The 21,929-nt window shown below is 27.5% G+C and carries 21 protein-coding genes; 14 read left to right on the top strand and 7 right to left on the bottom strand.

The features are described 5' to 3' along the window. Positions 1-92: 92 nt before the first annotated feature. Genes napA through ABLL_RS02465 form a run of 8 tightly spaced genes read left to right on the top strand, consistent with a single transcriptional unit; the run spans position 93 to position 7,436 of the window. Positions 93-2,903, top strand: a complete 2,811-nt coding sequence (gene napA / locus ABLL_RS02500; protein ID WP_014473207.1) for a nitrate reductase catalytic subunit NapA — start codon at positions 93-95, stop codon at positions 2,901-2,903. A gap of 17 nt (positions 2,904-2,920) precedes the next feature. Beyond that, positions 2,921-3,727: a ferredoxin-type protein NapG gene (gene napG / locus ABLL_RS02495; protein ID WP_014473206.1), complete on the top strand. Its 807-nt coding sequence runs from the start codon at positions 2,921-2,923 to the stop codon at positions 3,725-3,727. Next, on the top strand, positions 3,724-4,545 hold the full coding sequence (napH, locus tag ABLL_RS02490) for a quinol dehydrogenase ferredoxin subunit NapH (RefSeq protein WP_014473205.1): 822 nt from the start codon (positions 3,724-3,726) through the stop codon (positions 4,543-4,545). Before napG ends, napH begins: the two co-directional genes overlap by 4 nt. Beyond that, the gene (locus tag ABLL_RS02485) at positions 4,532-5,137 is read left to right on the top strand and encodes a nitrate reductase cytochrome c-type subunit (RefSeq protein ID WP_014473204.1); all 606 of its coding nucleotides are present in this window, start codon (positions 4,532-4,534) and stop codon (positions 5,135-5,137) included. The genes napH and ABLL_RS02485 overlap by 14 nt, the downstream gene beginning before the upstream one ends. A 2-nt stretch (positions 5,138-5,139) precedes the next feature. Then, positions 5,140-5,637 carry a ferredoxin-type protein NapF gene (locus ABLL_RS02480; protein WP_014473203.1) on the top strand — a complete coding sequence of 166 codons (498 nt, stop codon included), beginning with the start codon at positions 5,140-5,142 and terminating at the stop codon, positions 5,635-5,637. After that, complete coding sequence (locus ABLL_RS02475; RefSeq protein ID WP_014473202.1) at positions 5,637-6,593, top strand: hypothetical protein; 957 nt, start codon at positions 5,637-5,639, stop codon at positions 6,591-6,593. The genes ABLL_RS02480 and ABLL_RS02475 overlap by 1 nt, the downstream gene beginning before the upstream one ends. Before the next feature lie 11 nt (positions 6,594-6,604). Next, a complete protein-coding gene (locus tag ABLL_RS02470; RefSeq protein ID WP_014473201.1) occupies positions 6,605-6,991 on the top strand; it encodes a chaperone NapD in 387 nt (128 codons plus the stop codon). Position 6,992: 1 nt separating this feature from the next. Further along, on the top strand, positions 6,993-7,436 hold the full coding sequence (locus ABLL_RS02465) for a PAS sensor domain-containing protein (RefSeq protein WP_014473200.1): 444 nt from the start codon (positions 6,993-6,995) through the stop codon (positions 7,434-7,436). Between the two features lie 10 nt (positions 7,437-7,446). Here the strand turns inward: ABLL_RS02465 and ABLL_RS02460 are convergent, their stop codons facing one another. Then, entirely contained in the window at positions 7,447-7,770 is a 324-nt protein-coding gene (locus ABLL_RS02460) for a hypothetical protein (RefSeq protein ID WP_014473199.1), read from the bottom strand. Between the two features lie 120 nt (positions 7,771-7,890). On the opposite strand from ABLL_RS02460, the gene ABLL_RS02455 reads away from it, so the two are divergent. Beyond that, a complete protein-coding gene (locus ABLL_RS02455; RefSeq protein WP_014473198.1) occupies positions 7,891-8,274 on the top strand; it encodes a hypothetical protein in 384 nt (127 codons plus the stop codon). A gap of 315 nt (positions 8,275-8,589) precedes the next feature. Here ABLL_RS02455 and ABLL_RS02450 read toward each other — a convergent pair whose 3' ends face one another. The 5 genes from ABLL_RS02450 to ABLL_RS02430 form a co-directional block, all read right to left on the bottom strand. Next, positions 8,590-10,365, bottom strand: a complete 1,776-nt coding sequence (locus ABLL_RS02450; protein WP_014473197.1) for an alkaline phosphatase — start codon at positions 10,363-10,365, stop codon at positions 8,590-8,592. A 109-nt stretch (positions 10,366-10,474) separates the two neighbouring features. Further along, entirely contained in the window at positions 10,475-11,716 is a 1,242-nt protein-coding gene (serS, locus tag ABLL_RS02445) for a serine--tRNA ligase (protein ID WP_014473196.1), read from the bottom strand. A gap of 74 nt (positions 11,717-11,790) precedes the next feature. Further along, the gene (locus ABLL_RS02440) at positions 11,791-11,997 is read right to left on the bottom strand and encodes a hypothetical protein (RefSeq protein WP_014473195.1); all 207 of its coding nucleotides are present in this window, start codon (positions 11,995-11,997) and stop codon (positions 11,791-11,793) included. A gap of 71 nt (positions 11,998-12,068) precedes the next feature. Continuing rightward, on the bottom strand, positions 12,069-13,031 hold the full coding sequence (locus ABLL_RS02435) for a cation diffusion facilitator family transporter (RefSeq protein ID WP_014473194.1): 963 nt from the start codon (positions 13,029-13,031) through the stop codon (positions 12,069-12,071). Between the two features lies 1 nt (position 13,032). Continuing rightward, complete coding sequence (locus ABLL_RS02430) at positions 13,033-13,332, bottom strand: metal/formaldehyde-sensitive transcriptional repressor (protein ID WP_014473193.1); 300 nt, start codon at positions 13,330-13,332, stop codon at positions 13,033-13,035. Positions 13,333-13,491: 159 nt separating this feature from the next. On the opposite strand from ABLL_RS02430, the gene ABLL_RS02425 reads away from it, so the two are divergent. Further along, positions 13,492-15,525 (top strand): TonB-dependent receptor domain-containing protein, encoded by a 2,034-nt coding sequence (locus tag ABLL_RS02425; RefSeq protein ID WP_014473192.1) that lies wholly within the window; start codon positions 13,492-13,494, stop codon positions 15,523-15,525. A gap of 142 nt (positions 15,526-15,667) precedes the next feature. On the opposite strand, the gene ABLL_RS02420 is transcribed toward ABLL_RS02425, so the two are convergent. Further along, positions 15,668-16,609: an AraC family transcriptional regulator gene (locus ABLL_RS02420; protein WP_041654629.1), complete on the bottom strand. Its 942-nt coding sequence runs from the start codon at positions 16,607-16,609 to the stop codon at positions 15,668-15,670. A 110-nt stretch (positions 16,610-16,719) separates the two neighbouring features. Between ABLL_RS02420 and ABLL_RS02415 the strand changes: the two genes are divergently transcribed. The 4 genes from ABLL_RS02415 to trpS all read left to right on the top strand — a co-directional run bounded on the left by ABLL_RS02415 (position 16,720) and on the right by trpS (position 21,921). Then, entirely contained in the window at positions 16,720-18,711 is a 1,992-nt protein-coding gene (locus tag ABLL_RS02415) for a TonB-dependent receptor (RefSeq protein ID WP_014473190.1), read from the top strand. 9 nt (positions 18,712-18,720) lie between these two features. Then, positions 18,721-19,710, top strand: a complete 990-nt coding sequence (locus ABLL_RS02410) for a class I SAM-dependent methyltransferase (protein ID WP_014473189.1) — start codon at positions 18,721-18,723, stop codon at positions 19,708-19,710. A gap of 3 nt (positions 19,711-19,713) precedes the next feature. Beyond that, positions 19,714-20,889, top strand: a complete 1,176-nt coding sequence (locus ABLL_RS02405; RefSeq protein WP_014473188.1) for an MFS transporter — start codon at positions 19,714-19,716, stop codon at positions 20,887-20,889. A 66-nt stretch (positions 20,890-20,955) separates the two neighbouring features. Then, positions 20,956-21,921, top strand: a complete 966-nt coding sequence (gene trpS, locus ABLL_RS02400; RefSeq protein WP_014473187.1) for a tryptophan--tRNA ligase — start codon at positions 20,956-20,958, stop codon at positions 21,919-21,921. Positions 21,922-21,929 lie beyond the last annotated feature (8 nt).

Genomic DNA, 21,929 nt, shown 5'->3' with positions numbered 1-21,929 from the left:
TAAAACTTAATCTACTTGACACAAGTCAATATTTTTTCTCCTTTTAATCGTTACAATTCATAGTTAAAGAATTTATTTCAAAAGGAGAAATCATGTCGCTTTCAAGAAGAGACTTTCTAAAAAGCTCAGCAGCAGCAAGTGCAGCAGCAGCAATTGGTATGAGTGTACCCTCTCATTTAAAAGCACAAGCTGATGTAGCTGAAGGTGGTTGGAGATGGGACAAGGCAGCTTGTAGATTCTGTGGAACTGGATGTGGAATTATGCTTGCAACAAAAGAAGGGAAAATCGTTGCAGTAAAAGGAGATCCAGCAGCACCTGTTAATAGGGGACTTAACTGTATTAAAGGTTATTTCAATGCTAAAATTATGTATGGGGCAGATAGATTAAAACAACCTTTATTAAGAGTTAATTCAAAAGGTGAATTTGATAAAAAAGGAGATTTTGCACCTATTTCTTGGCAAAGAGCATTTGATGAAATGGAAAAACATATAAGAATTGCATTGAAAGAAAAAGGTCCAGAAGGAATTGGTATTTTTGCAAGTGGGCAATATACAGTTATGGAAGGTTATGCTGCTCAAAAAATGATGAAAGCTGGATTTAGAAGTAACGCAATTGATCCAAATGCAAGACACTGTATGGCAAGTGCTGTTGTTGGTTTTTATCAAACTTTTGGAATAGATGAACCTAGTGGCTGTTATGATGATATTGAACTAACTGATACTGTTGTAGCTTGGGGTTCAAATATGGCAGAGATGCACCCTATTTTATGGTCAAGGGTAACAGATAGAAAATTAAGTGCTCCGGATAAAGTAAAAGTTATAAATATTTCAACATATAGACATAGAACTTCAGACTTAGCTGATATTGAAATTATTTTTACTCCAAACACTGACCTTGCACTTTGGAATTATATAGCAAGAGAAATAGTATATAATCATCCAGAAGCGATAGATTGGGATTTTGTAAAAGAACATATAGTATTTGCTGCGAGCCCAGTAAATATGGGTTACGGGATGAGAAGAAGCGATGAAAAATCAATAAAAGATGGAAAATATAGTGAAAAAGAGATGGAAACAATTTCTAAAGAAATGGAAAAAATAGTTTCTGAAACAGAAGCTCCAGCACTTGCTCCTTATGGATATAAAGCTGGCGATAAAATGGTAAATAAAAATGCCGGTCTTGCTCATTGGGAAATCTCTTTTGAAGAATACAAAAAATTCTTAGAACCTTATACTTTAGATTATGTTGCAAAAATTTCCAAAGGGAATCCTGATGAAAATCTTGATGAATTTAAAAATAAACTTCAAACTTTAGCAAATTTATATATTGAAAAAGATAGAAAAGTTGTGAGTTTTTGGACAATGGGTATGAATCAACACACTCGTGGAACTTGGGTTAATACTTTAGCTTATAATGTTCACTTTTTATTAAATAAACAAGCTAAACCAGGTTCTGGAGCATTTTCTTTAACTGGACAACCAAGTGCTTGTGGAACAGCAAGAGAAGTAGGAACTTTTGCACATAGATTACCAGCTGATATGATGGTTGCAGTTCCAAAACATAGAGAAATTACAGAAAAAGCTTGGAAAATTCCTGCTGGAACACTAAATCCAAAAGGTCATCAACATATTATGAAAATCCACAGAGATATTGAAGATGGAAATATCAAATTTGCTTGGGTAAATGTTTGTAATCCATATCAAGATACAGCAAGTGCAACTCACTGGATTAAAGCAGCAAGAGAAATGGATAATTTTATTGTAACATCTGATGGATATCCTGGAATCTCTGCAAAAGTATCTGATTTAATTTTACCATCAGCTATGATTTATGAAAAATGGGGAGCTTATGGAAATGCCGAAAGAAGAACTCAACATTGGAGACAACAAGTAATTCCAGTTGGTGATGCTATGAGTGATACTTGGCAATGGGTTGAACTTTCAAAAAGATTTACTGTAAAAGATTTATGGGGAGAACAAACACTTGCAAGTAGCAAAGGTGAAGTAAAACTTCCAGATGTTATTGAAGCTGCCAAAGCACTAGGATACAATGAAAATACAACAATGTATGAAATCTTATTTGCAAATGAAAAAGCTAAATCTTATAAATTAGACCCTAAAGATCCTATTCAAGCAGGATTTGATAATACAGAAGGATTTGGAGATTCAAGAAATGTTGTTGGAAGTGATGGAAAACCATGGAAAGGTTATGGTTTCTTTATTCAAAAATATCTATTTGAAGAGTATGCAGATTTTGGAAGAGGACATGGTCATGATTTAGCTGATTTTGATACATATCATAGAGTTAGAGGTCTTAAATGGCCAGTTGTTGATGGTAAAGAGACACAATGGAGATTTAATACAAAATATGACCCTTATGCAAAAAAAGCAAATCCTGATAGTGATTTTGCATTCTATGGAACAATTGCAAAAGAGTTAGCGCAAGGTGATTTACTTGGAGTTAAAGACCAAACTAAAAAATCATTAAAAAACAAAGCAAAAATCTTTGCACGTCCTTATATGGATCCACCTGAAATACCAAATGAAGAGTATCCAGTTTGGCTAAGTACAGGAAGAGTTTTAGAGCATTGGCATAGTGGAACTATGACTATGAGAGTTCCTGAACTATATCGTGCAGTTCCAGAAGCACTTTGTTATATGCATCCTGAAGATGCTAAAAAATATGACGTTCAACAAGGTGGATTATGCTGGGTTGAAAGTAGACGTGGAAAAGTTAAAGCTAGAGTTGAAACAAGAGGAAGAAATAGACCTTCAAGAGGTTTAGTTTTTGTTCCATGGTTTGATGAAAAAGTATTTATCAACAAAGTTTGTTTAGATGCAACTTGTCCACAATCAGCGCAAACAGATTTCAAAAAATGTGCAGTTAAAATATATAAAGCATAATAAATAAAGAGTAAAAAATGAGTATTGAGCAAAACCAACCAATAAGTGAAAGAAGAAAGTTTTTCTTGACAATTGCAAGAGCAACTGGACTTGCTATTCTTGGTGGGTTAACGTGGAGTGCATATGTTGATGAAGTAAAAGCTACTTCATTGATTTTAAGACCTCCTGCTGCTTTAGATGAAGAAGATTTTTTGGCAACTTGTATTAAATGTGGATTATGTGTTGAAGCTTGTCCTTTTGATACATTAAAATTAGCACGTCCAGGAGATAATAAACCATTAGGAACACCATTTTTTGAACCAAGAAAAATTCCTTGTCATATGTGTGTTGATATCCCTTGTGTTCCAATTTGCCCAACTGATGCTTTAAATATTAGGTTAGTTCAAAATACAAATAAAGAACTAGATATAAATAGAGCTCAAATGGGAGTTGCTGTAATTGATAATAATTCATGTATTGCATTTTGGGGTATTCAATGTGATGCTTGTTATAGAGCTTGTCCACTTTTAGGAAAAGCTATAACCATCGAATATTCAAAAAATGATAGAACAGGAAAACACGCATTTTTAAAACCAATAGTTCATCCTGATGTTTGTACAGGTTGTGGTTTATGTGAAAAAGCTTGTGTTACTGAAAAAGCAGCAATTTTTGTACTTCCAAGAAAAGTAGCTTTAGGAAAAGTTGGTGATTATTATGTTCGAGGTTGGGATAAACAAGATGAACAAAGAGTTCAAAATGCAACAAGTGAAACAAATAAAACACAAATAAACAAAAAAAGTGCAATTGATTCTTTAAATAGTGGAATGGAGGATTTATTAAAATGATAAAAAAATATCGATTTTTAATAGCTAGAAGATTTACTCAAATTTCACTAATGATTTTATACACAATTGCAAATGTTTATGGAATCAAAATTTTAATGGGAAATTTAAGTTCATCACTTGTACTTGAAACTATACCATTAAGTGACCCATATGCCGTAAGTCAAATGCTTTTTGCAGGAGCTGTTTTATCACTTGATGTAATAATTGGAGCGCTAATTATTACTCTTTTTTACATGATTATTGGAGGAAGAGCATTTTGTTCTTGGGTTTGCCCTGTTAATATGATTACAGATTTTGCAAATTATTTAAGAAGAAAATTAGGATTTAACCAAATCCAAAAGAAACAACCAGCTTCTAGAAATATAAGATATTGGGTAATTGCTCTTAGTTTTATAATCTCATTTTTTATGGGAGTAACAGCATTTGAGCTTATATCTCCTGTTTCAATGGTTCAAAGAGGAATTATCTTTGGATTAGGATTTGGTTGGGCAACAATTGTAATAATTTTTCTTTTTGATTTATTTGTTTTAAAAAATGGTTGGTGTGGGCATATTTGCCCTTTAGGTGGATTTTATTCCTTAATTGGAAGATTTAGTTTAATAAGAGTTCATCATAATGCACAAAAATGTACAGCATGTATGAAATGTAAAGAAATTTGTCCCGAAAATCAAGTTTTACATATGGTTACAAAAACTTCTATGCCTGTTTTAAGTGGTGAGTGCACAAACTGCGGAAGATGTGTAGAAGTATGTGAAGATGATGCTCTTAATTTTTCAATAAAAAATTTAAAAAAGGAAAAAGAAAATGAAGTTAGATAGATTAGCTTTAGGAATAATAACTTCAACAGTACTTTTTACTGTTAGTACTTTTGCTGTAACAAATACAGTAAAAGAAGAATCTCTAGGTTTGAGAAATACTTCTATTTATTCAGAAGATAAAGTAACTGTTGATAAAACACAATATGGTAGTGATGCGCCAGGAACAAGCAAAAAAATAGAAAGAGCTTTTGAAAATGCTCCACCAATGATTCCACATGATGTAGAAGGAATGCTACCTATTACAATTGATAATAATCAATGTATTATGTGTCATGAACCAGCTGTTGCACAATCAATGGGTGCAGTACCATATCCAAAATCACATCTTACAAATTTTAGACCAGAAACAAAATTAGATAAAGATGGGAAAATTGAAAAAGATGGGAAAATAATAACAAATACAAGTGATATTAAAGTTGTTGAAAAACCTCTTGAAACGCTTGCAGGAGCTAGATTTAACTGTTCTCAATGTCATGCTCCACAATCAATGACAACAGAAGCACCAAAAAACAACTTCACACCTGAATTTAGAGGTGTTGGATTAAATAGTAAATCAAATTTAATTGATAATATTGAAGAAGGTGTAAAATAAAGATGAAAAGAAGAGAACTCTTTAGTTCTCTTGCTTCTTCTTTTTCAAAAAAAGAGAAACAAGAGAAAGTAGTAAGACCACCCTACTTTTTACAAAGTGATGAATCTCTTTTTTTTATAAATTGTATAGAATGCGAAGGCTTATGTAGTACAGTTTGTGAAGAAAATATTATTGTTATTCAAGAAGATTTAACACCCAAACTTGATTTCTCAAATAGTGGTTGTACATACTGTGATAAATGTGCAGAAATTTGTCCAACTAATGTTTTAAAAATCGAAAATAAAAGAAATATTGATGTTAAAATAGAAATTGATATATTATCTTGTTTATCATGGAATCAAACAATGTGTTTTTCATGTAAAGACCCTTGTTTTTATGAAGCAATAGATTTTTTAGCAATGTTTAGACCAAATATAAATGACAATTGTGTTTCTTGTGGATTATGTATAAAAACTTGCCCAACAAATGCCATAAAAATTAGTAATAAAATGGAGATTTAATGAATATTTTAAAAAGTTTTTTCACTATTATAATACTACTTTTAAATCTTAATGCAAAAGAGTTAGAACCAAACTCTTTTTTAAGTACAAGTGGTGGAGTAACTGATTTAATCATTGATAAAAACAGACTTTTTGCTGCAACAACAGCTTCTAGTGTAGATATTTTTGACATAACTACAAAAGAAAAAATAGATTCCATAAATCTTCCTAAAATAAAAGATTTTATTGGTGATACAATTGATTCAAAAATTTATAGTGTGGATGTATTTGATGATAAAATTTTGATTCTTTCTCAAGGTGAAAATGGAGGAAGAAATATCTCTTTATATAAAGATGGTAAATTAACTCATATAATAGAAGATAAACAAAGATTGTTTATTGCTAGAGCAAAATTTTTGGATGAAAATCATATAATTTATGCACTTTTATCAAATCAAATTTATTTATATGATATAAAAAATAAAACTATAACAAAAGAGATTCAAATTTCACAATCAAAATTTTCAAATTTCAAACTCTCAAGTGATAAAACAAAAGTTGTAGTTTGTGATGAAAGTGGTGTTTTAACTATGCTTGATTCAAATACTTTTAACATAATCAAAACTTTTAAAAATCAAAATTTAGACAATGTATTTCAAGTGGATTTTAAAAATAAAATTATTTTAACAGCTGGACAAGATAGAAGAAGTGCTGTTTTTAGCGAAGATGGGAAAATGTCTTATTATAAAGAGTTTAGTTTTTTGATTTATAGTGCAGGACTTAGCCCAAGTGGCAATCTTGCAGCAGTTGCAAGTGATGAAGAAAATAATGTAACTATTTTTAATACAAATACAAAAGAAGAATTATTTTTATTAACAAAAAATAGAAATACTTTAACAAATATTTTATTTCTAAATGAAAATGAAATATTTGTTTCAAGTGATGACAACAAAATAAACTACTATAAAATCAACTAAAAGGAAAAAAAATGAATATCTCAAGTATTATCGTACAAACTTTACCAAAATATCTAGATGAAGTTATTCAATCACTAAAAAAATCTGATGTTTGTGATTATCATATGCATGATGAAGTAGGAAGAATAATCATCACAATTGAAGGGAATGGTGTTCAAGAAGAGTTGAAAAAATTAAAAGTTATTGAAGCAATTCCTCATGTAATAAGTGCAGATATGCAAATGTCATATAGTGAAGAAGAATTAAACTCTCATCTTGAAGTTTTAGAAAATTCAGATGCTGTTCCAAAAGTTTTAAATGACAAAGATGTTAAACCTTATGACATTGTTTATAACGGAGATTTAAAGAAAAAAGATTTAGAAGGCTTTGCAAAAACATTTGATAATGTAGGAAAATAAAATGGAATATTTATCAGGAAACTTTTTATGTGAAACTATTGTCCCAAATGAAGAATTAATAGTTTCTAGAACGGATTTAAAAGGTATCATTACTTATGCAAATGAAACTTTTGCAGAGATTTCTGGATATAGTATAAAAGAGTTAGTAGGAAAACCTCATAATCTTGTAAGACATCCTGATATGCCAAAAGTAATATTTTATGATTTATGGAAGAATCTTCAAACAAAAGGTTCTTGGAGTGGTTATATTAAAAATTTACGAAAAGATGAAGGATTTTATTGGGTTTATGCAGAAATTTCTGGAGTTTATAAAGATGGAAATTTAGTGGAATATAAATCATTAAGAGCACCCATTTCTTTTGAAGAAAAAGTTAAATATCAATTATATTATGACCAATTAAAAAAAGAAAATAACGAATCAATTAGAAAAGTTATTTATCAATAAACTTCAAGGTTTATCCTTGACAGTTTGTATTTACATTTAAATTTACTTCAAAACCTCTTTTTTTAACAAATGTAATTTTTACACAATTCTCAAACTCTTCAATATCAAAATCAAAATAAGCTTCAATTTTAGAAAATAATCCAAGAGGAATTTTGTGGTTTATCATAACTAATTTTGAATTTTTATCTAATATTTTAAGCCCTGCAACTGCATTTATCATAGGTTCAGGAACCGCTGTTGAACTTGTATCAAAATAATAAATATTTTCTAATTTAAAAAATGGAACCGTTGAATCTTTTACTATTATTTCTTTTGCATCTTTTGGAATATACATATTTTTTCCTTATTTAATATTTTGATATTTTAATTTATCTATAAAATAATTTCATTGACAATTATCAATAAAAAGATTTGCTTATACGAAAATTACACTAAAAAGTTGTATTATTTACCCATGAAAAAATCATTATTAATTCTTTTTCTAGCTATATCGTCGTTATTTGCATTTGATTCTAATATTCAAGCTTCTTATGCAATAGGTATTTTTCATGAAAATGGAAAAGGTGAAAATATTCAACATAAAAAAATTACTGATCAAGATTATAATGGAATTTGTTTTTCAAAGATTGTTATATTTGGAAATTATAATAATAATTCAAATATAGAAGTAAAAATAGGTGATTCAATAGGTCATTTTATAAATAAAATTCCCGTTTTCAATGATAGAAATATTCAAATTGGATATGAACTAACATTTAAACATTACACTATAAAAAAAGGATTATTCCAAGTTAAAATTGATAATAAACTTTATGATAGCAAAGTTTTTGTAAGGTAATTTATTTAATTTTATATATTAATTATAAAATTTAAAAAAAATTTTATAAACGTAGCAATAAAATAGCATTTTTTAAGTTTAGAGGGAGTATAATTTCTCAAATTAAGAAGTTTTATCTACACTTAATCTCTCCTTAGTTAAAAAATTGTGATAATGTAACAATTTTTTAGGATAATTCTTCTTATTTTAATTTTGGGTTTAACCAATAAAAGTCGTTCTGTTTAAGTAATTAAGTTTTATTTTGTACTTAATTTATATTTTTTTAATAAAACTTAAAAAAAAAGGGAAGATTTACCAACTTCCCTTTTTTTATGCCTATAAAATTTCTAAAGTCTTATTTCCCAATATATTTTTCAACTCTTTTTGTCTTGTTGTATCTAAAGAATATGTTGTTGAATCATAATTATCTATATAATACCAAGTAGTATTTACTTCGCTGCTTGTAAAAGTTAAAGTCATAAAACCTCTTTGGTTTAAATTTGTATATTTTAAATCATCAATTAAAAGTGTAATAGCATTTTCAAATGCCACTGCTGTTTCTAATGTTGATAATCCTGCATAATCTTCCATTCCAGGAGAAGTAACAGAAGTTACTGCAAACTCAACACCAACAGCATTTCCATTTGAATCTTTTAATTCATTTGCCCAAGAATTATGTGTATCTCCTGCTAAAACAACAAGATTTTTATTTAAAGATAGAACTGTTCCAAAAAGAACTTCTCTTTCATAAAAATATCCATCCCAAGCATCTAAGTTATATGGTAAAGTTGTATTTACTCTTGCTTTTTCTTCATTTGTAAGTGTTGTATCACCTGATAAAATTCTTGTTTTTATTGTAACTAATTCCGTAACTTGTTGATTTAATTGAATTAATAAACTATTTTTTTGTTCAGTTGTTAACTCTCCTTCTAATTGAGAAATTGAAGTTAATAATTCAGCAGGTAAAAACATTTTTCCCATTAATACTTGCTGTCCTAAAACTTGCCAATTTGAAGTTGATGAAGCTAATTTCCCTTGTAACCAAGATAATTGTTCAGCTCCCATCATTGTTCTACTTGTATTTGTTAAATCTGCACTAAAAGTTGCAGAATCAAAGTTTCCATATGAATCAAAATAATCTGAATAACTCAACTGTTTATCTCTACCAATAACTCTTGTATCTAACATATAAAGAGTTAATAAATCACCAAATTCAAAACTTCTATAAATAACTTCATTATTCCCTTCTGCATAAGGACGAATTGGCAACCATTCAAAATATGCTTGTAAAGCAGCTAATTTTCTTGTATTAAAATCACCTTCTGTAAGAGAATCATGATTTTCAGCACCATCTTTATATGTATCGTTTGCAATTTCATGGTCATCCCAGATTGTAATAAATGGCACATTTTTATGTAAAGCAAATAAGCCTTCATCTGTTCTATATAAGGCATATCTCTTTCTATAATCATCTAAGGTTAAAAGCTCTGTATTATTATCTGATGGTAAAGCTCTTCCTATTGCAATTGCATTTTTTGTTGCATAAGCAGGTGTAATTCCATCACTTTCGTACATTCCATATTCATATATATAATCTCCTAAATGAACAGCAATATCTAAATCTTCAATTTTTGAAGCTTCCATATAAGAATTAAAATAACCATTTGGATAATTTGAACATGAGAATACAGCCATTTTTACGCTATTTGGATTTGATGAAATTGTTTTTGTTCTTCCGACAACTGATATTTTTCCATTAGCTTTAAATCTATAATAATAAACTGTTCCAGCTTCCAAATTTTGTAAATCTATTTTTACTGTATAATCTTGTTCTTTTTTAGTTTTTGCATCACCTGAATGAACTAAAGTTGAAAAATCTTTATATTCTGAAACTTCATATGAAAAGTTTAAACTATCTAATTGAGAATCAGGAGTTAATCTAGTCCAAATTATTACACTATTTTGTGTTGGATCTCCACTTGCGACACCATGTAAAAACTCAATTTTTGTAGGATTAGAATCATTTCCACAACCACTTATTCCAGTTGAAACAACTAATGAACAAAAACTTAATGCAGACATTTTTATAAAATCTCTTCTTGAAAATCTCATTTTTCACCTCAATTTTTTTGAGGATTGTATAAAAGAAAAATTACAAGAAAGTAACGGATTTATTTTTTTAGGTTAGTAATGTAAAATAGATTTCTCTATTTTACATTTTTTATTTCATATAAGGTTTTAATACTTCTGGAATACTTACGCTTCCATCTTCATTTTGATAATTTTCCATAATAGCAACAAGTGTTCTTCCAACAGCTAAACTTGAACCATTTAAAGTATGAGCTAAGATATTTTTCTTATCTTCTTTATATCTAATTTTTGCCCTTCTTGCTTGGAAATCTCTTGTATTTGAAATTGATGAAATTTCTCTATATTTATTTTGTCCAGGTAACCAAACTTCTAAGTCAATAGTTACTGCTGCACTAAATCCTAAATCACCTGTACATAATTGTACTTTTTGGTGAGCAAGTCCTAAAGAAGTTAATAAATCACTTGCGCAATTTACCATTTTTTGGAAAATTTCATCTGATTGTTCTTGTGAAGTAATAGCAACCATTTCAACTTTGTCGAATTGATGTTGTCTGATTAATCCTCTTGTATCTCGTCCTGCACTTCCAGCTTCTTTTCTAAAACAAGGAGTATAAGAAGTAAGAAGTAGCGGTAATTCAGATACATCAATAATCTCGTCATTATAAAGATTTGTTAAACTAACCTCAGCAGTTGGGATTAAATATAAATCCTCACCTTCAATTTTAAATAAATCATCAGCAAATTTTGGAAGTTGCCCAGTTCCTTGAAGAGTATTTGAATTTGCCATAAATGGAACATACCACTCATGAAATCCTCTCTCTCTATTAAAATCAAGCATATAGTTGATTAAAGCTCGCTCTAATCTTGCACCCTCACCTCTAATTGCAGAAAATCTAGATTTTGCTAATTTTACACCTCTTTCAAAATCTAACCAACCATTATTTAAATCCCAATGTTCTTTTGGTTCAAAATCAAAAGTTGGTTTTTGCCCAACTACTTCTAAAATCACATTTTCATTTTCATCAGCACCATAAGGAACAGATTCATCTGGAATATTTGGAACACCAAGAATAATAGAAGTTAATTGTTCTTCTAAATCTTTTACTTTTTCTTCAAGTTCTTGTTTTTTGATTTTTAGATTGTTAATACTTTCTTGTAAAGAAGCTACGTCTAAGCCTTCTTTTTTGTATCTTCCAAAATCTTTTGAAAGTACATTTTGTTCAGCTGTAACATCTTCCATCTCTTGTCTTTTTTGTTTTGCTTGAGATGCTAAAGTTTTTAGATTGTTTAAAAGTTCGTTATCAACACCTTTTTTTTGTAGGGCTGTTGCAACATATTCAAAATCTTTTTGTAGTAATTTTATATCTATCATCTTTGCTCTTTGTATTATTTTTGAGGGAATTATAGCTAAAAAAAACTACAAAGAGATTAGATGATATTTTAAATTTATCCGTTCATTTCCATTTTAATGATAACATTTCCATCAACGTATTCACTTCTAAATTTATGTTTGTGACAGAAATCTTCATTCATAATTACACACATTTCATTTGCTTTTTCTAATGCTTCTTCAACTGTATTAAAATGTGTTTCTTGTTCGAAATCAGAATTTCTAAAACAACCACATGCTTTTTCAACTATAACTGATGCCATATTTTTTAATCCTTTATAAAATTTTTTGCAATTTTATCATAAAGAGATTAGAACTATCTTTTACTATTTTATTACCACTCAAACTGAAAAGTCGTATGAACTATTTTAAACTTCTCTTTTAAATCATGATTTATTTCGTGTAAAATATTTTCATATTCTTCTAAATCTTTTTTATCTATTTTTACATGAGCTGTCATATTATACATATCTTGTGTGATTTCCCAAATATGAATATCATGAAGTTCAATCACTTTTTCATTTCTTTCTATGAACTCTTTAACTATTGTTATATCTAAAGGTGAACTTTCAAGTAAAGTATTTGTTGAATTTTTCAAAATATCAATTGCCCATTTCCCAATAACAATTGCTACAATAACAGCTAAAATAACATCTATAAAATACCAAGATGTAAAATAAATAATAATATATCCAATAATAATTGCAACAGAAGATAAAGCATCACTTAACATATGAACAAAAGCTGATTTTAAATTGATATTATTTTTGTCACCTTGCATCAAAATAACACCAGTTATAATATTTATAACAAGTCCGATAATAGCTACTATCATTGCGGTTTTAATATCTATTGTTTGAGGATTTAAGAATCTTTCAACAGCTTCATATAAAATCCAAATAATTGATAAAACTATTGTTATTCCATTTATAAAAGCTGCTAATACTTCGGTTCTATAAAAACCAAAAGTTTTAGATAGTGGTGCTTTTTTACTTGCTATTATTATTGCTATTAATGAAATAATTAAAGCAAATGAGTGAGTAAACATATGAATTGCATCTGAAATCAAAGCTAATGAATTTGATAAAAATCCATAAAAAAACTCTAAAAACATTGTAATCAAAGTAATACTCAAAGCCCATTTTAAAACTTTTTTATCTGTTCCTCTATGGTCGTGTGAATGTCCATGTTCGTGTTCATGATGATGTGAACAATTTTCTTCATCATGGTGATGGTGATGACTCTCTTCTTTAAAAAAAGGTTTATGGTCATTTAGACCAAATTTACAATTTTCCATTTTATTTTCCATATACTTTTATAATTTCTAAAAGATTATCAATTTGAGCTTCTGCTTCTGAATTTGAACCTTTCTTTATACTCTCTATCATATGCCCTTTTGCATAATGTTCAATATATGAACTTATCATTCCACTAACTGCACCTTTTATTGCTGTTAATTGACGAATAGTTTCATAAGGATCTTCTTCTAATTTAAACTTTTCATCATTAAATTTATTTTTTAATGAATGAACTTGTCCATGTATTCTACTTATTCTATTTTGTAACTTTTTTCTTTCTACATCACAACAATATGCCATATTTATTCCTTCATATACTATATGGGGGTATATTATATTTTAAATACTTAAAAACATATAAAGCAATAATCATTATTGAAATTAAGATGCAACTAAGTTGCGTACATTATAATTTCATTGCAACTAAGTTGCATAAGTTTAAATTATAAAGAGAAAATAATGAAATATAAACATAAAAAACTATTAAAAATTTTACCAATAGTTGTTCCTTACATACTTTTAGCTCAAACAACAACTCTTGAAGAAATTCAAGTAACTGAAAAAATAGTAACAAAAACAAATTTAATTGATATTGATTTATCAAAACTTGAGCAAGAACAAATCAATTCACTTCCAGAATTATTTAAAAACAACTCGTCAGTTGAAGTTGGTGGTGGAGCTATAAATGTTCAAAGAATATATTTAAGAGGAATCGAAAGTTCAAATCTAAATATATCTTTAGATGGAGCAAAACAGGGGAAAAATATGTTCCAACATAGAAGTAATGAATTAGGAATAAATTCTGATTTATTAAAATCTGTTGATGTGAAAACAGCACCTGATGCTTCTATTGGAGGAGATTTAGGTGGTTCTATAATTATGACAACAAAAGATGCACAAGATTTTGTAAAAAATAATAAAAATTATGGTGCTATATTTAAAACAGGATATAACACAAATACAGATTTAAAACATGGAAGTGCAACTGCTTATCAAATTTTTAATAAAAATATTGGAGCATATATTAATATTTCTGGAGTTAATAGCGATAACTATGAAGATGGCAATAATAATGAAGAAATAGCAACCGCTTACCACGATAGAGATTATCTTTTCAAAATTAGTATGTTAAATTTGCAAAATCATGATTTAAGATTAACAATTAATAAAAATGAAAATAGTGGAAATTCACGATGGAGAGGAACTGAATATAGACCTTTAGAATCCGAATTAGAAAAAATTGTTTCATCTACAACAAATTATACTTTACAACATAATTATAATCCAAATGATTTAATAAATTTAGATACTAACTTGAATCTTACAGATATATCACTTGACAGAGAAGATGTAGATAAAGAGTATGAAAATAGAACTATTGGACTTAAAATACAGAACCATTTTGATTTTGATATTTCAACAACTTCTAATAGAGTTTCAGTTGGTACAGAATTTCAAAAAGAACATGGAAAAGGAAGTTTTGATCCAAATGCTTTAGATAAAAATATAACTAAATATTCAGATGCTGATTCAAAAAATCAAGCTTTGTTTATTCAAAATAAAACAACTATAAATGATTTAAATATCTATTATGGATTAAGATTTGATGATTATGAGTTCGATACAGGTTTGGGAAAAGCAACAGATACGACTTTTTCTCCAAATTTTGGATTAGATTATTCTTTAACAGAAAACTCTTTAATTTATACGAATTATGGGAAAAGTAGTAGAATGACAGGACTTGTACCATTTACTTGGCTTACAAATATAAAAAAAGATTCAACATATTCAAATGATTTAGAAGCTGAAAAATCTACAAAATATGAATTAGGTTATAAATATATTAAAAATAATACTTTTGCAGATAATGATGTAATAATTTTTGATGCAAATATATTTAAAACAACTATTGAAGATTTAATTGTATCAAAAGATGTTAATTGTAAAAATGGAATATGTGGAAGTGGTGAAGGAGGAAGAACTTTACAAGACATATACAACCGTTCAGATAATTTTAAATCGAAAGGATTTGAACTAAAAATTTCATATAATTATGATATTTTTTCTACAAGTTTAGCTTATACTCAAATTGATACAAATAATACAAATAGCGATACAAATGGTGTATCAGATATAAATGAAGACCAAAATATAAGAAGAGTTGGAGGATATGATAGCAAAAAATTTGTTTGGAATACCGAAGTTGAACTCACAAATACATTGAGTGCTGATTATACTTTAAATGCCGTATCGGGAACTGATGTATTAGATAGTAAGAATAATGAAATTAGAAGAAATGGATATACAACTCATGATATAAGTATGAAATATAAACCTTCTACAAATTCTCCTTGGACACTTTATACAGCTGTAAATAATCTAACTGATAAACAATATGCAAAAGCAACCACTATTTCTACAAAAAATCAAGCAGATATTTATAGATATGAAATGGGTAGGGATTTTAGATTTAGTGTTAAGTATGAATTTTAATAAATGTTTTGATTTTTGCGTTTGTTAGTATATGTTTATATTGGAAGTCGTGGTGGTGAAAAATACGAGAGTAAAGCTGAAATTTTGAGGTGGAGTTGTACTTATTTTAATTGGTTTTAAAATTTTGCTTTTTTAAAATCAATTAAATAAAATATTTTTTAGTTTTTAAAATATCTTTAGGTCTAATTTTAAACTCTTTATAAAAAGCATTTGTGAAATTATTTGCAAATTTATAACCAACTTTAAAAGCTATTTCATTGATATTATATTCACCACTTTGAAGCATATTTTTTGCAAGATTCATTTTGTGAGTTAACAATAACTGATATGGACTAGCTTTATAAACTATTTTAAATCCCTTTTTTAATTTTACTTCACTTAAGTGTACTTTTTTTGCTAAATCTACTATTGTAGGTGGATTTTCAATATTTTCAAATAAAATTTTTTTTGCTTTATAAATTGCATTTTTATCATAATCATCAAGAAATATTTCATCTTTTTTTTCTTCAAGTTTTTGTAACTCTAAAGACAATAATTCAAAAACTTTACCTTGAATATAAATTTGTTTTAACTCACCAATTAATTTACAATTTAATATATCATTTAATAAGAATTGTGATTCTATACTTGTCAAACTAAAATTTAATAGTTGCAAATTTTGCTTATTATAAAAATATTTTTCAACTAAACTTATTTGAAAATTTCTTTTTAAAAAATTTTCACTTAAAATCAATCTAACTTGATTTATTTGTTTATCTTTAAATTCTCTAAAACCTTCAGTATTTTCAAATAAAGATATTGTTGTAAATCCTTCATTAAAAAGTATAATTTTTTTATCACTATTATTGATATAAGTTGTATTTCCTTTTATTGAAATTGTTATTACAAGTTTTCTTTCATTTTGTTTTATTGCTTCTAAAACAATAGGTTTTTTTATATTAAAATCTGTTTTTAAAAATAAAACTCCTTCTTGTACTTGAATTCTTTCCATATAATTTGTTCCAATTTCCACGGGAAAACTATTTTTTATAATATCTTTTTCACAATTAGAATTTATCAAATCTTTTAAATACATTCTAGACATTTTAACCCTTTAGAATAGAAATAAAACCTTATATAATAATTTTGATATTGACTATCAATATTTTGAATTATATACTAGCACAAATAAATCTTATATTAAAGGATATATAAATGAAAAGAATAAAAATACTGTTATATCTTTCAAGTTTTTTAATACTTTCAAATGAATTAGTAGCAAATAAAACTACTTTTTTGGAAGATATTACAGTAACCGCTCAAAAAAAAGAAGAAAATGTACAAAAAGTACCTATTTCTGTCTCTGTTTTTGATGAGATGTCAATAGAAGATAAATCTATTGATAGTTTGGAAGATATTGCAAAATATACTCCCAACTTGATGCTTTACAATACTGGACAAGAAGGCTTAATAGTTCCTTCTATTAGAGGAATAAGTGGAAATGTTTTATCTTTTTCAACACCTGTAGCACTTTTTGTTGATGGAGTTCCAAATACTAGTGCCTTTGGTTTTGATGATGCAATTGGTGATATTGAAAGAATAGAAGTTTTAAGAGGAGCACAAGGAACTTTATATGGTAAAAATAGCGAAGCAGGAGTTATAAATATCATAACAAAACAACCAAATAATGAAACAAGAGGAAAAATCTTCTCAACAATAGGTAATGAAGGTAGAAAAGATATTGGATTAAATGTTTCAGGACCAATCATTGAAAATAAATTTTATGCAGGATTATCATATAAACATAGCCAAAAAGATGGATTTATAAAAAATACAGTTACAAATGAATATATAAATGACAAAAAAAGTGATTATGCAAAACTCATTTTAAGAGCTACACCAACAGATAATTTAGATGTATCACTAATATCTTCAATTAACAAAGAAGATAATGGTGACCATAATTGGGTGAGTTCAACAAACAACAAAAAAGATGTTACTTCAAATTTAAAAGGAAGTTCTACTCCAAAAGATACAACTTTTGCTTTAAATGTAAATTATAATATTGGTGAAAACTCTAAAATAAAATCAATAACTACAAAAAAAGAGTACAAAGATAAAGCGATAGTAGATGCCGATTTTACTCCTTTGACTTTAAGACATATTTATAAAAATAATGAATTAAACACAATCTCTCAAGAATTTAGATATGAAACTATATTTAATAAAACAGAACTAATTTCAGGAATTTATTTAGATAAAAAAGATGATGACTTATATACAAGAATATTTGCACCTTTTAATCCAACAGGATTTGCAAATCCACAAGATATGAGTTCTAGAAGTATAGGGATTTTTACAAATATCATTCATCCTTTAAATGATTTTTGGGTTTTAAATGCAGGAATTAGATATGACAGAGAGAAAAAAGAGATGGAAGTTAAAAACACAACTATTGATTTAGAAAATAGTTATAGCAGTGTTTCTCCAAAAATCGGAATTCAATACAATATAAATGAAAATCAAATGAGCTATTTTACAATAGCAAAAGGTTATAGAAGTGGAGGATTTAATCCTTTTGCTACATCAAATGCACAAGCATATGATGAAGAAAATTTAATCTCTTATGAACTTGGATATAAAGGAATGTTTTTTGATAATCGTTTAAAATTTAACACAAATATCTATTTTATGGATATAAAAGATATGCAAGTAGAAGAAACACCGTTGCTTGGTACTACTTATATGGTAAATGTAGCAACTGCAACTTCAAAAGGTTTTGAAGTAGAAATAGAAAGTGTAATTAGTGATGAAATAAGCTTATTTGCAAGTGCAGGAGTAAATGAAACAACTTTTGATGATTTTAAGGATTTGGCTGGTGATTATAGTGGAAATTATAACCCTCTTGCTCCAAAATATAACTTCAATCTTGGAACTTTATATAGAGCAAACAATGGTTTATATGCAAGAGTCGATGTTAATGGATATGGAAAAACATATTTTGACAAAACAAATACAAACTCACAAAAAGCTTATAGTTTAGTTGATACAAAAATTGGTTATGAAGCAGATGATTTTGATATATATTTTTATGTAGATAATTTATTTGATAAAAATTATGATGCAATTGGTGCATATTTTAGTGGAACAACAACTCTTGTAAGAGAAGAACGAGAGTTTGGTATCAAATTAGCATATAGATTTTAAAGGTTAAAAATGCAAAATATAAACAACTATTTATCACTACTCTTAGCTCAACAAAAAACCGAAATTTTAGAACTAGCTTTAGAGTTAAAAATCTTTAAATTAATAGAAGAGAATATAAATACGATTTTTATAATCTCTTCAAAAATAAACATAAACGAACATAAAACAAAAATATTATTAGATAGTTTAGTTTTTATGGAACTTTTGGAAATAAATCAAGATAAATATCTCAATACAAAATTTGCTAAAGAATCGTTTATTTATGGAACTTCTTCATATTGTGGTGATGTTTTTTTACATAGAAAACAGCTAGCTGAAAATGGTAAAAAAATGATGAAATCAATGTTTGGAGAAAAAAAAGAGTTAGAAGATATGAAAACTGGAAAACTTTGGGCAAATGCTTCAAAAAAGTTTTTAAAACAAGAACAAAAAAATCTAATCGCTCCAATGGCAGTTGATATTATAAAAAATCTAAAAGAGTTTTCTAGCTTAAATAAAATGCTAGATCTTGGTTGTGCCTCTGGAGTTATTGGTTTAGAAATTACAAAAAATCATCCAAACATAAAAACGACTTTATTTGATTATGAAGAGGTTACAAACATAGTAAAAGAGCATATAAATGAGTACAACTTGCAAAATAGAGTTTTTGTTTTAAGTGGAGATATTAAAAAAAGTGATATTGGGAAAAACTATGATTTAATTTGGTGTAGTAATATTTTCTATTTTTTTAAAGATAAAAAAAAGGTAATAAAAAAGATTTATGATGCTTTAAATCCAAACGGTATATTAGTAAGTTGTCATGTTGAAATTGATACAAAAAATAGTCTTGATGAAAATAGCTTTTTTTACTTTTTATCTTTAAATTTACAAGGTAAAAATATCTTAAAACCTATGGAATTATCTGATATATTTGAAGAAGTTGGGTTTAAATCAATAAATTCATACACAACACATAAAACACCTATGACACCAAGTCAAATCCATATTTGTAAGAAGTAAATTATGAATCAACTAACTAAAAAAAATATTCTATTTTCAATTTTATTTACAGCAATTTTAACTCCTATGATTTTTTTTGTCATGGGACTTCCTATGATTTTGCAAATAAAAGGTTTTGATGCATCATTAATTGGAATTTTTCAATTAGCAGGTTTACCAATGATATTTAAGTTTTTAATGTCTCCACCAATAGATAAAATAGTATTTGAAAAAAAACACTATAAAAAATGGACATTTTATATAGGAATATTATATATTTTACTTCTAACTATAATTAGTTTTTTATCTTTAGAAAATAGTATTTATCCTGTTTTTATAGCTATTTTGATAACTGCATTTATTTCAACTTTTATGGATATTCCACTTAATGCTTTGGCTATAAAAATTTTCACAAAAGAGCAAAGTTTAAGTGCAGGAAGTTATAAAATAAGTGCTTATAGTATGGCATCACTATTGGGTGGAGGAATCTTTTTACTTGTTTTTAATCATCTTGGTTGGAACTTAACTTTTATTTTAATGGCTCTTTTGGTTCTTTTTTCACTAGTTGCTTTGTATTTTATAGAAGAAAATGATGAAATAATATATGTAGAAAGAATCTCTTCAAAAAATATAATCACTTTTTTCAAACAAAAAGATATTGGTATTTGGATTTTTATTTTAAGTTTCTATTTTGTCTCAATAAGTGCTCTTTGGGTATTTATGAAACCATATTTGATTCACAAAGGTGTAAAACCAGATGATGTAGCTATTTGGGTTGGAATTTATGGAAGTTTCATAGCTATTTTAGGAGGAGCTTTAAGTAACTATATTGGGAAGAAGTTTTCAAAAAAAAATCTACTTATTATTTTTATGTTTTTTAATATTTTTAGTACAAGCCTTTTGATTTTTATTGAACAATACAATCTAACATTTTATTATCTAATCATAAGTGTTACTTTTATAGCTTTAGCTATTGCTTTATCATCAGCTATAATTTTTTCTATGATTATGGATTATTCAAGAAAAGAATCACGTGCTATTGATTATTCAGTTCAATCAAGTATTTTTTCATTTACTAGAATAATTTCTGCTGTAATCGCAGGAATAATTGTTTCAAATTTTGGTTTTGACAAAATGTTTATTTTTGAACTATTTTGTTTAGTTTTAGTCACTTTTGTTATCTATAAAAAGTATAAATAATACAAATTTAACACTTGATTTTAGATACTTTAGATATAATTTTTGCAAAAAAAGAAGGATTATGATTTGAGAATTTTATCAGGTATTCAACCATCAGGAACAATACATATAGGGAACTACTTTGGTATGATAAAAAAGATGATAGAGTCACAAAATGAAGGTGAACTTTTTGCATTTTTAGCATCATACCATGCTTTAACATCGGTAAAAGAAAAAGAGGCTTTAGAGAAAAACTCTTATGAAGCAGCTATTAACTTTTTAGCTTTAGGAATGGATCCAGAAAAATCAACATTCTGGATTCAACACGATGTAAAAGAGGTTTTAGAACTATATTGGATACTTTCAAATCATACTTCAATGGGATTATTAGAACGAGCTCACTCATATAAAGATAAAACAGCGCGAGGGATTCAAGCAAATCATGGACTATTTTCATATCCAGTTTTAATGGCTGCTGATATTTTACTATTTGATTCAAATATTGTACCAGTTGGGAAAGATCAAATTCAACACGTTGAAATGACAAGAGATATTGCAACTTCATTTAATCACGCTTATGGAAAAGAGATTTTTATCTTACCTGAAGCTAGAGTTGATGAAATTGTTGCAACAGTTCCTGGAACTGATGGAGCTAAAATGTCTAAATCATACAACAACACAATTGATATGTTTACTACACCAAAACAAAGAAAAAAACAAGTTATGGGAATAGTAACTGACTCAAAAGAACTTGATGAACCAAAAGAGTGGGAAAACTGCAATATTTACGCTTTATCTAAACTGTTTATGAATGAAGATGAATTAGCAAGTTTAAGACAAAGATATGCAACACCTGGGGAAGGTTATGGACATTTTAAAATGACATTACTTGAAAAAATAAATGAATATTTTGCACCTTATGAAGAAAAAAGAGAATATTACTTAAATAATAAAAAAGAAGTTAGAGAAATACTAGATTTTGGAGCAAGTAAAGCTAAAAAAATTGCATCTGCTAAAATGGAAATTATTAGAGATGCAGTTGGTTTAATCTAAAAGTTGCA

This window comes from Arcobacter sp. L (assembly GCF_000284235.1).
GTDB lineage: Bacteria > Campylobacterota > Campylobacteria > Campylobacterales > Arcobacteraceae > Aliarcobacter > Aliarcobacter defluvii.
Note: the sequence above shows the minus strand (reverse complement) of the source record. Positions and strands in the feature narration are given on the sequence as shown.

Excerpts from the sequence above, each read along its gene's own strand:
- napA (WP_014473207.1), top strand. The coding sequence starts at position 93 with ATGTCGCTTTCAAGAAGAGACTTTCTAAAAAGCTCAGCAGCAGCAAGT.
- napG (WP_014473206.1), top strand. The coding sequence starts at position 2,921 with ATGAGTATTGAGCAAAACCAACCAATAAGTGAAAGAAGAAAGTTTTTC.
- napH (WP_014473205.1), top strand. The coding sequence starts at position 3,724 with ATGATAAAAAAATATCGATTTTTAATAGCTAGAAGATTTACTCAAATT.
- ABLL_RS02485 (WP_014473204.1), top strand. The coding sequence starts at position 4,532 with ATGAAGTTAGATAGATTAGCTTTAGGAATAATAACTTCAACAGTACTT.
- ABLL_RS02480 (WP_014473203.1), top strand. The coding sequence starts at position 5,140 with ATGAAAAGAAGAGAACTCTTTAGTTCTCTTGCTTCTTCTTTTTCAAAA.
- ABLL_RS02475 (WP_014473202.1), top strand. The coding sequence starts at position 5,637 with ATGAATATTTTAAAAAGTTTTTTCACTATTATAATACTACTTTTAAAT.
- ABLL_RS02470 (WP_014473201.1), top strand. The coding sequence starts at position 6,605 with ATGAATATCTCAAGTATTATCGTACAAACTTTACCAAAATATCTAGAT.
- ABLL_RS02465 (WP_014473200.1), top strand. The coding sequence starts at position 6,993 with ATGGAATATTTATCAGGAAACTTTTTATGTGAAACTATTGTCCCAAAT.
- ABLL_RS02460 (WP_014473199.1), bottom strand. The coding sequence starts at position 7,770 with ATGTATATTCCAAAAGATGCAAAAGAAATAATAGTAAAAGATTCAACG.
- ABLL_RS02455 (WP_014473198.1), top strand. The coding sequence starts at position 7,891 with ATGAAAAAATCATTATTAATTCTTTTTCTAGCTATATCGTCGTTATTT.
- ABLL_RS02450 (WP_014473197.1), bottom strand. The coding sequence starts at position 10,365 with ATGAGATTTTCAAGAAGAGATTTTATAAAAATGTCTGCATTAAGTTTT.
- serS (WP_014473196.1), bottom strand. The coding sequence starts at position 11,716 with ATGATAGATATAAAATTACTACAAAAAGATTTTGAATATGTTGCAACA.
- ABLL_RS02440 (WP_014473195.1), bottom strand. The coding sequence starts at position 11,997 with ATGGCATCAGTTATAGTTGAAAAAGCATGTGGTTGTTTTAGAAATTCT.
- ABLL_RS02435 (WP_014473194.1), bottom strand. The coding sequence starts at position 13,031 with ATGGAAAATTGTAAATTTGGTCTAAATGACCATAAACCTTTTTTTAAA.
- ABLL_RS02430 (WP_014473193.1), bottom strand. The coding sequence starts at position 13,332 with ATGGCATATTGTTGTGATGTAGAAAGAAAAAAGTTACAAAATAGAATA.
- ABLL_RS02425 (WP_014473192.1), top strand. The coding sequence starts at position 13,492 with ATGAAATATAAACATAAAAAACTATTAAAAATTTTACCAATAGTTGTT.
- ABLL_RS02420 (WP_041654629.1), bottom strand. The coding sequence starts at position 16,609 with ATGTCTAGAATGTATTTAAAAGATTTGATAAATTCTAATTGTGAAAAA.
- ABLL_RS02415 (WP_014473190.1), top strand. The coding sequence starts at position 16,720 with ATGAAAAGAATAAAAATACTGTTATATCTTTCAAGTTTTTTAATACTT.
- ABLL_RS02410 (WP_014473189.1), top strand. The coding sequence starts at position 18,721 with ATGCAAAATATAAACAACTATTTATCACTACTCTTAGCTCAACAAAAA.
- ABLL_RS02405 (WP_014473188.1), top strand. The coding sequence starts at position 19,714 with ATGAATCAACTAACTAAAAAAAATATTCTATTTTCAATTTTATTTACA.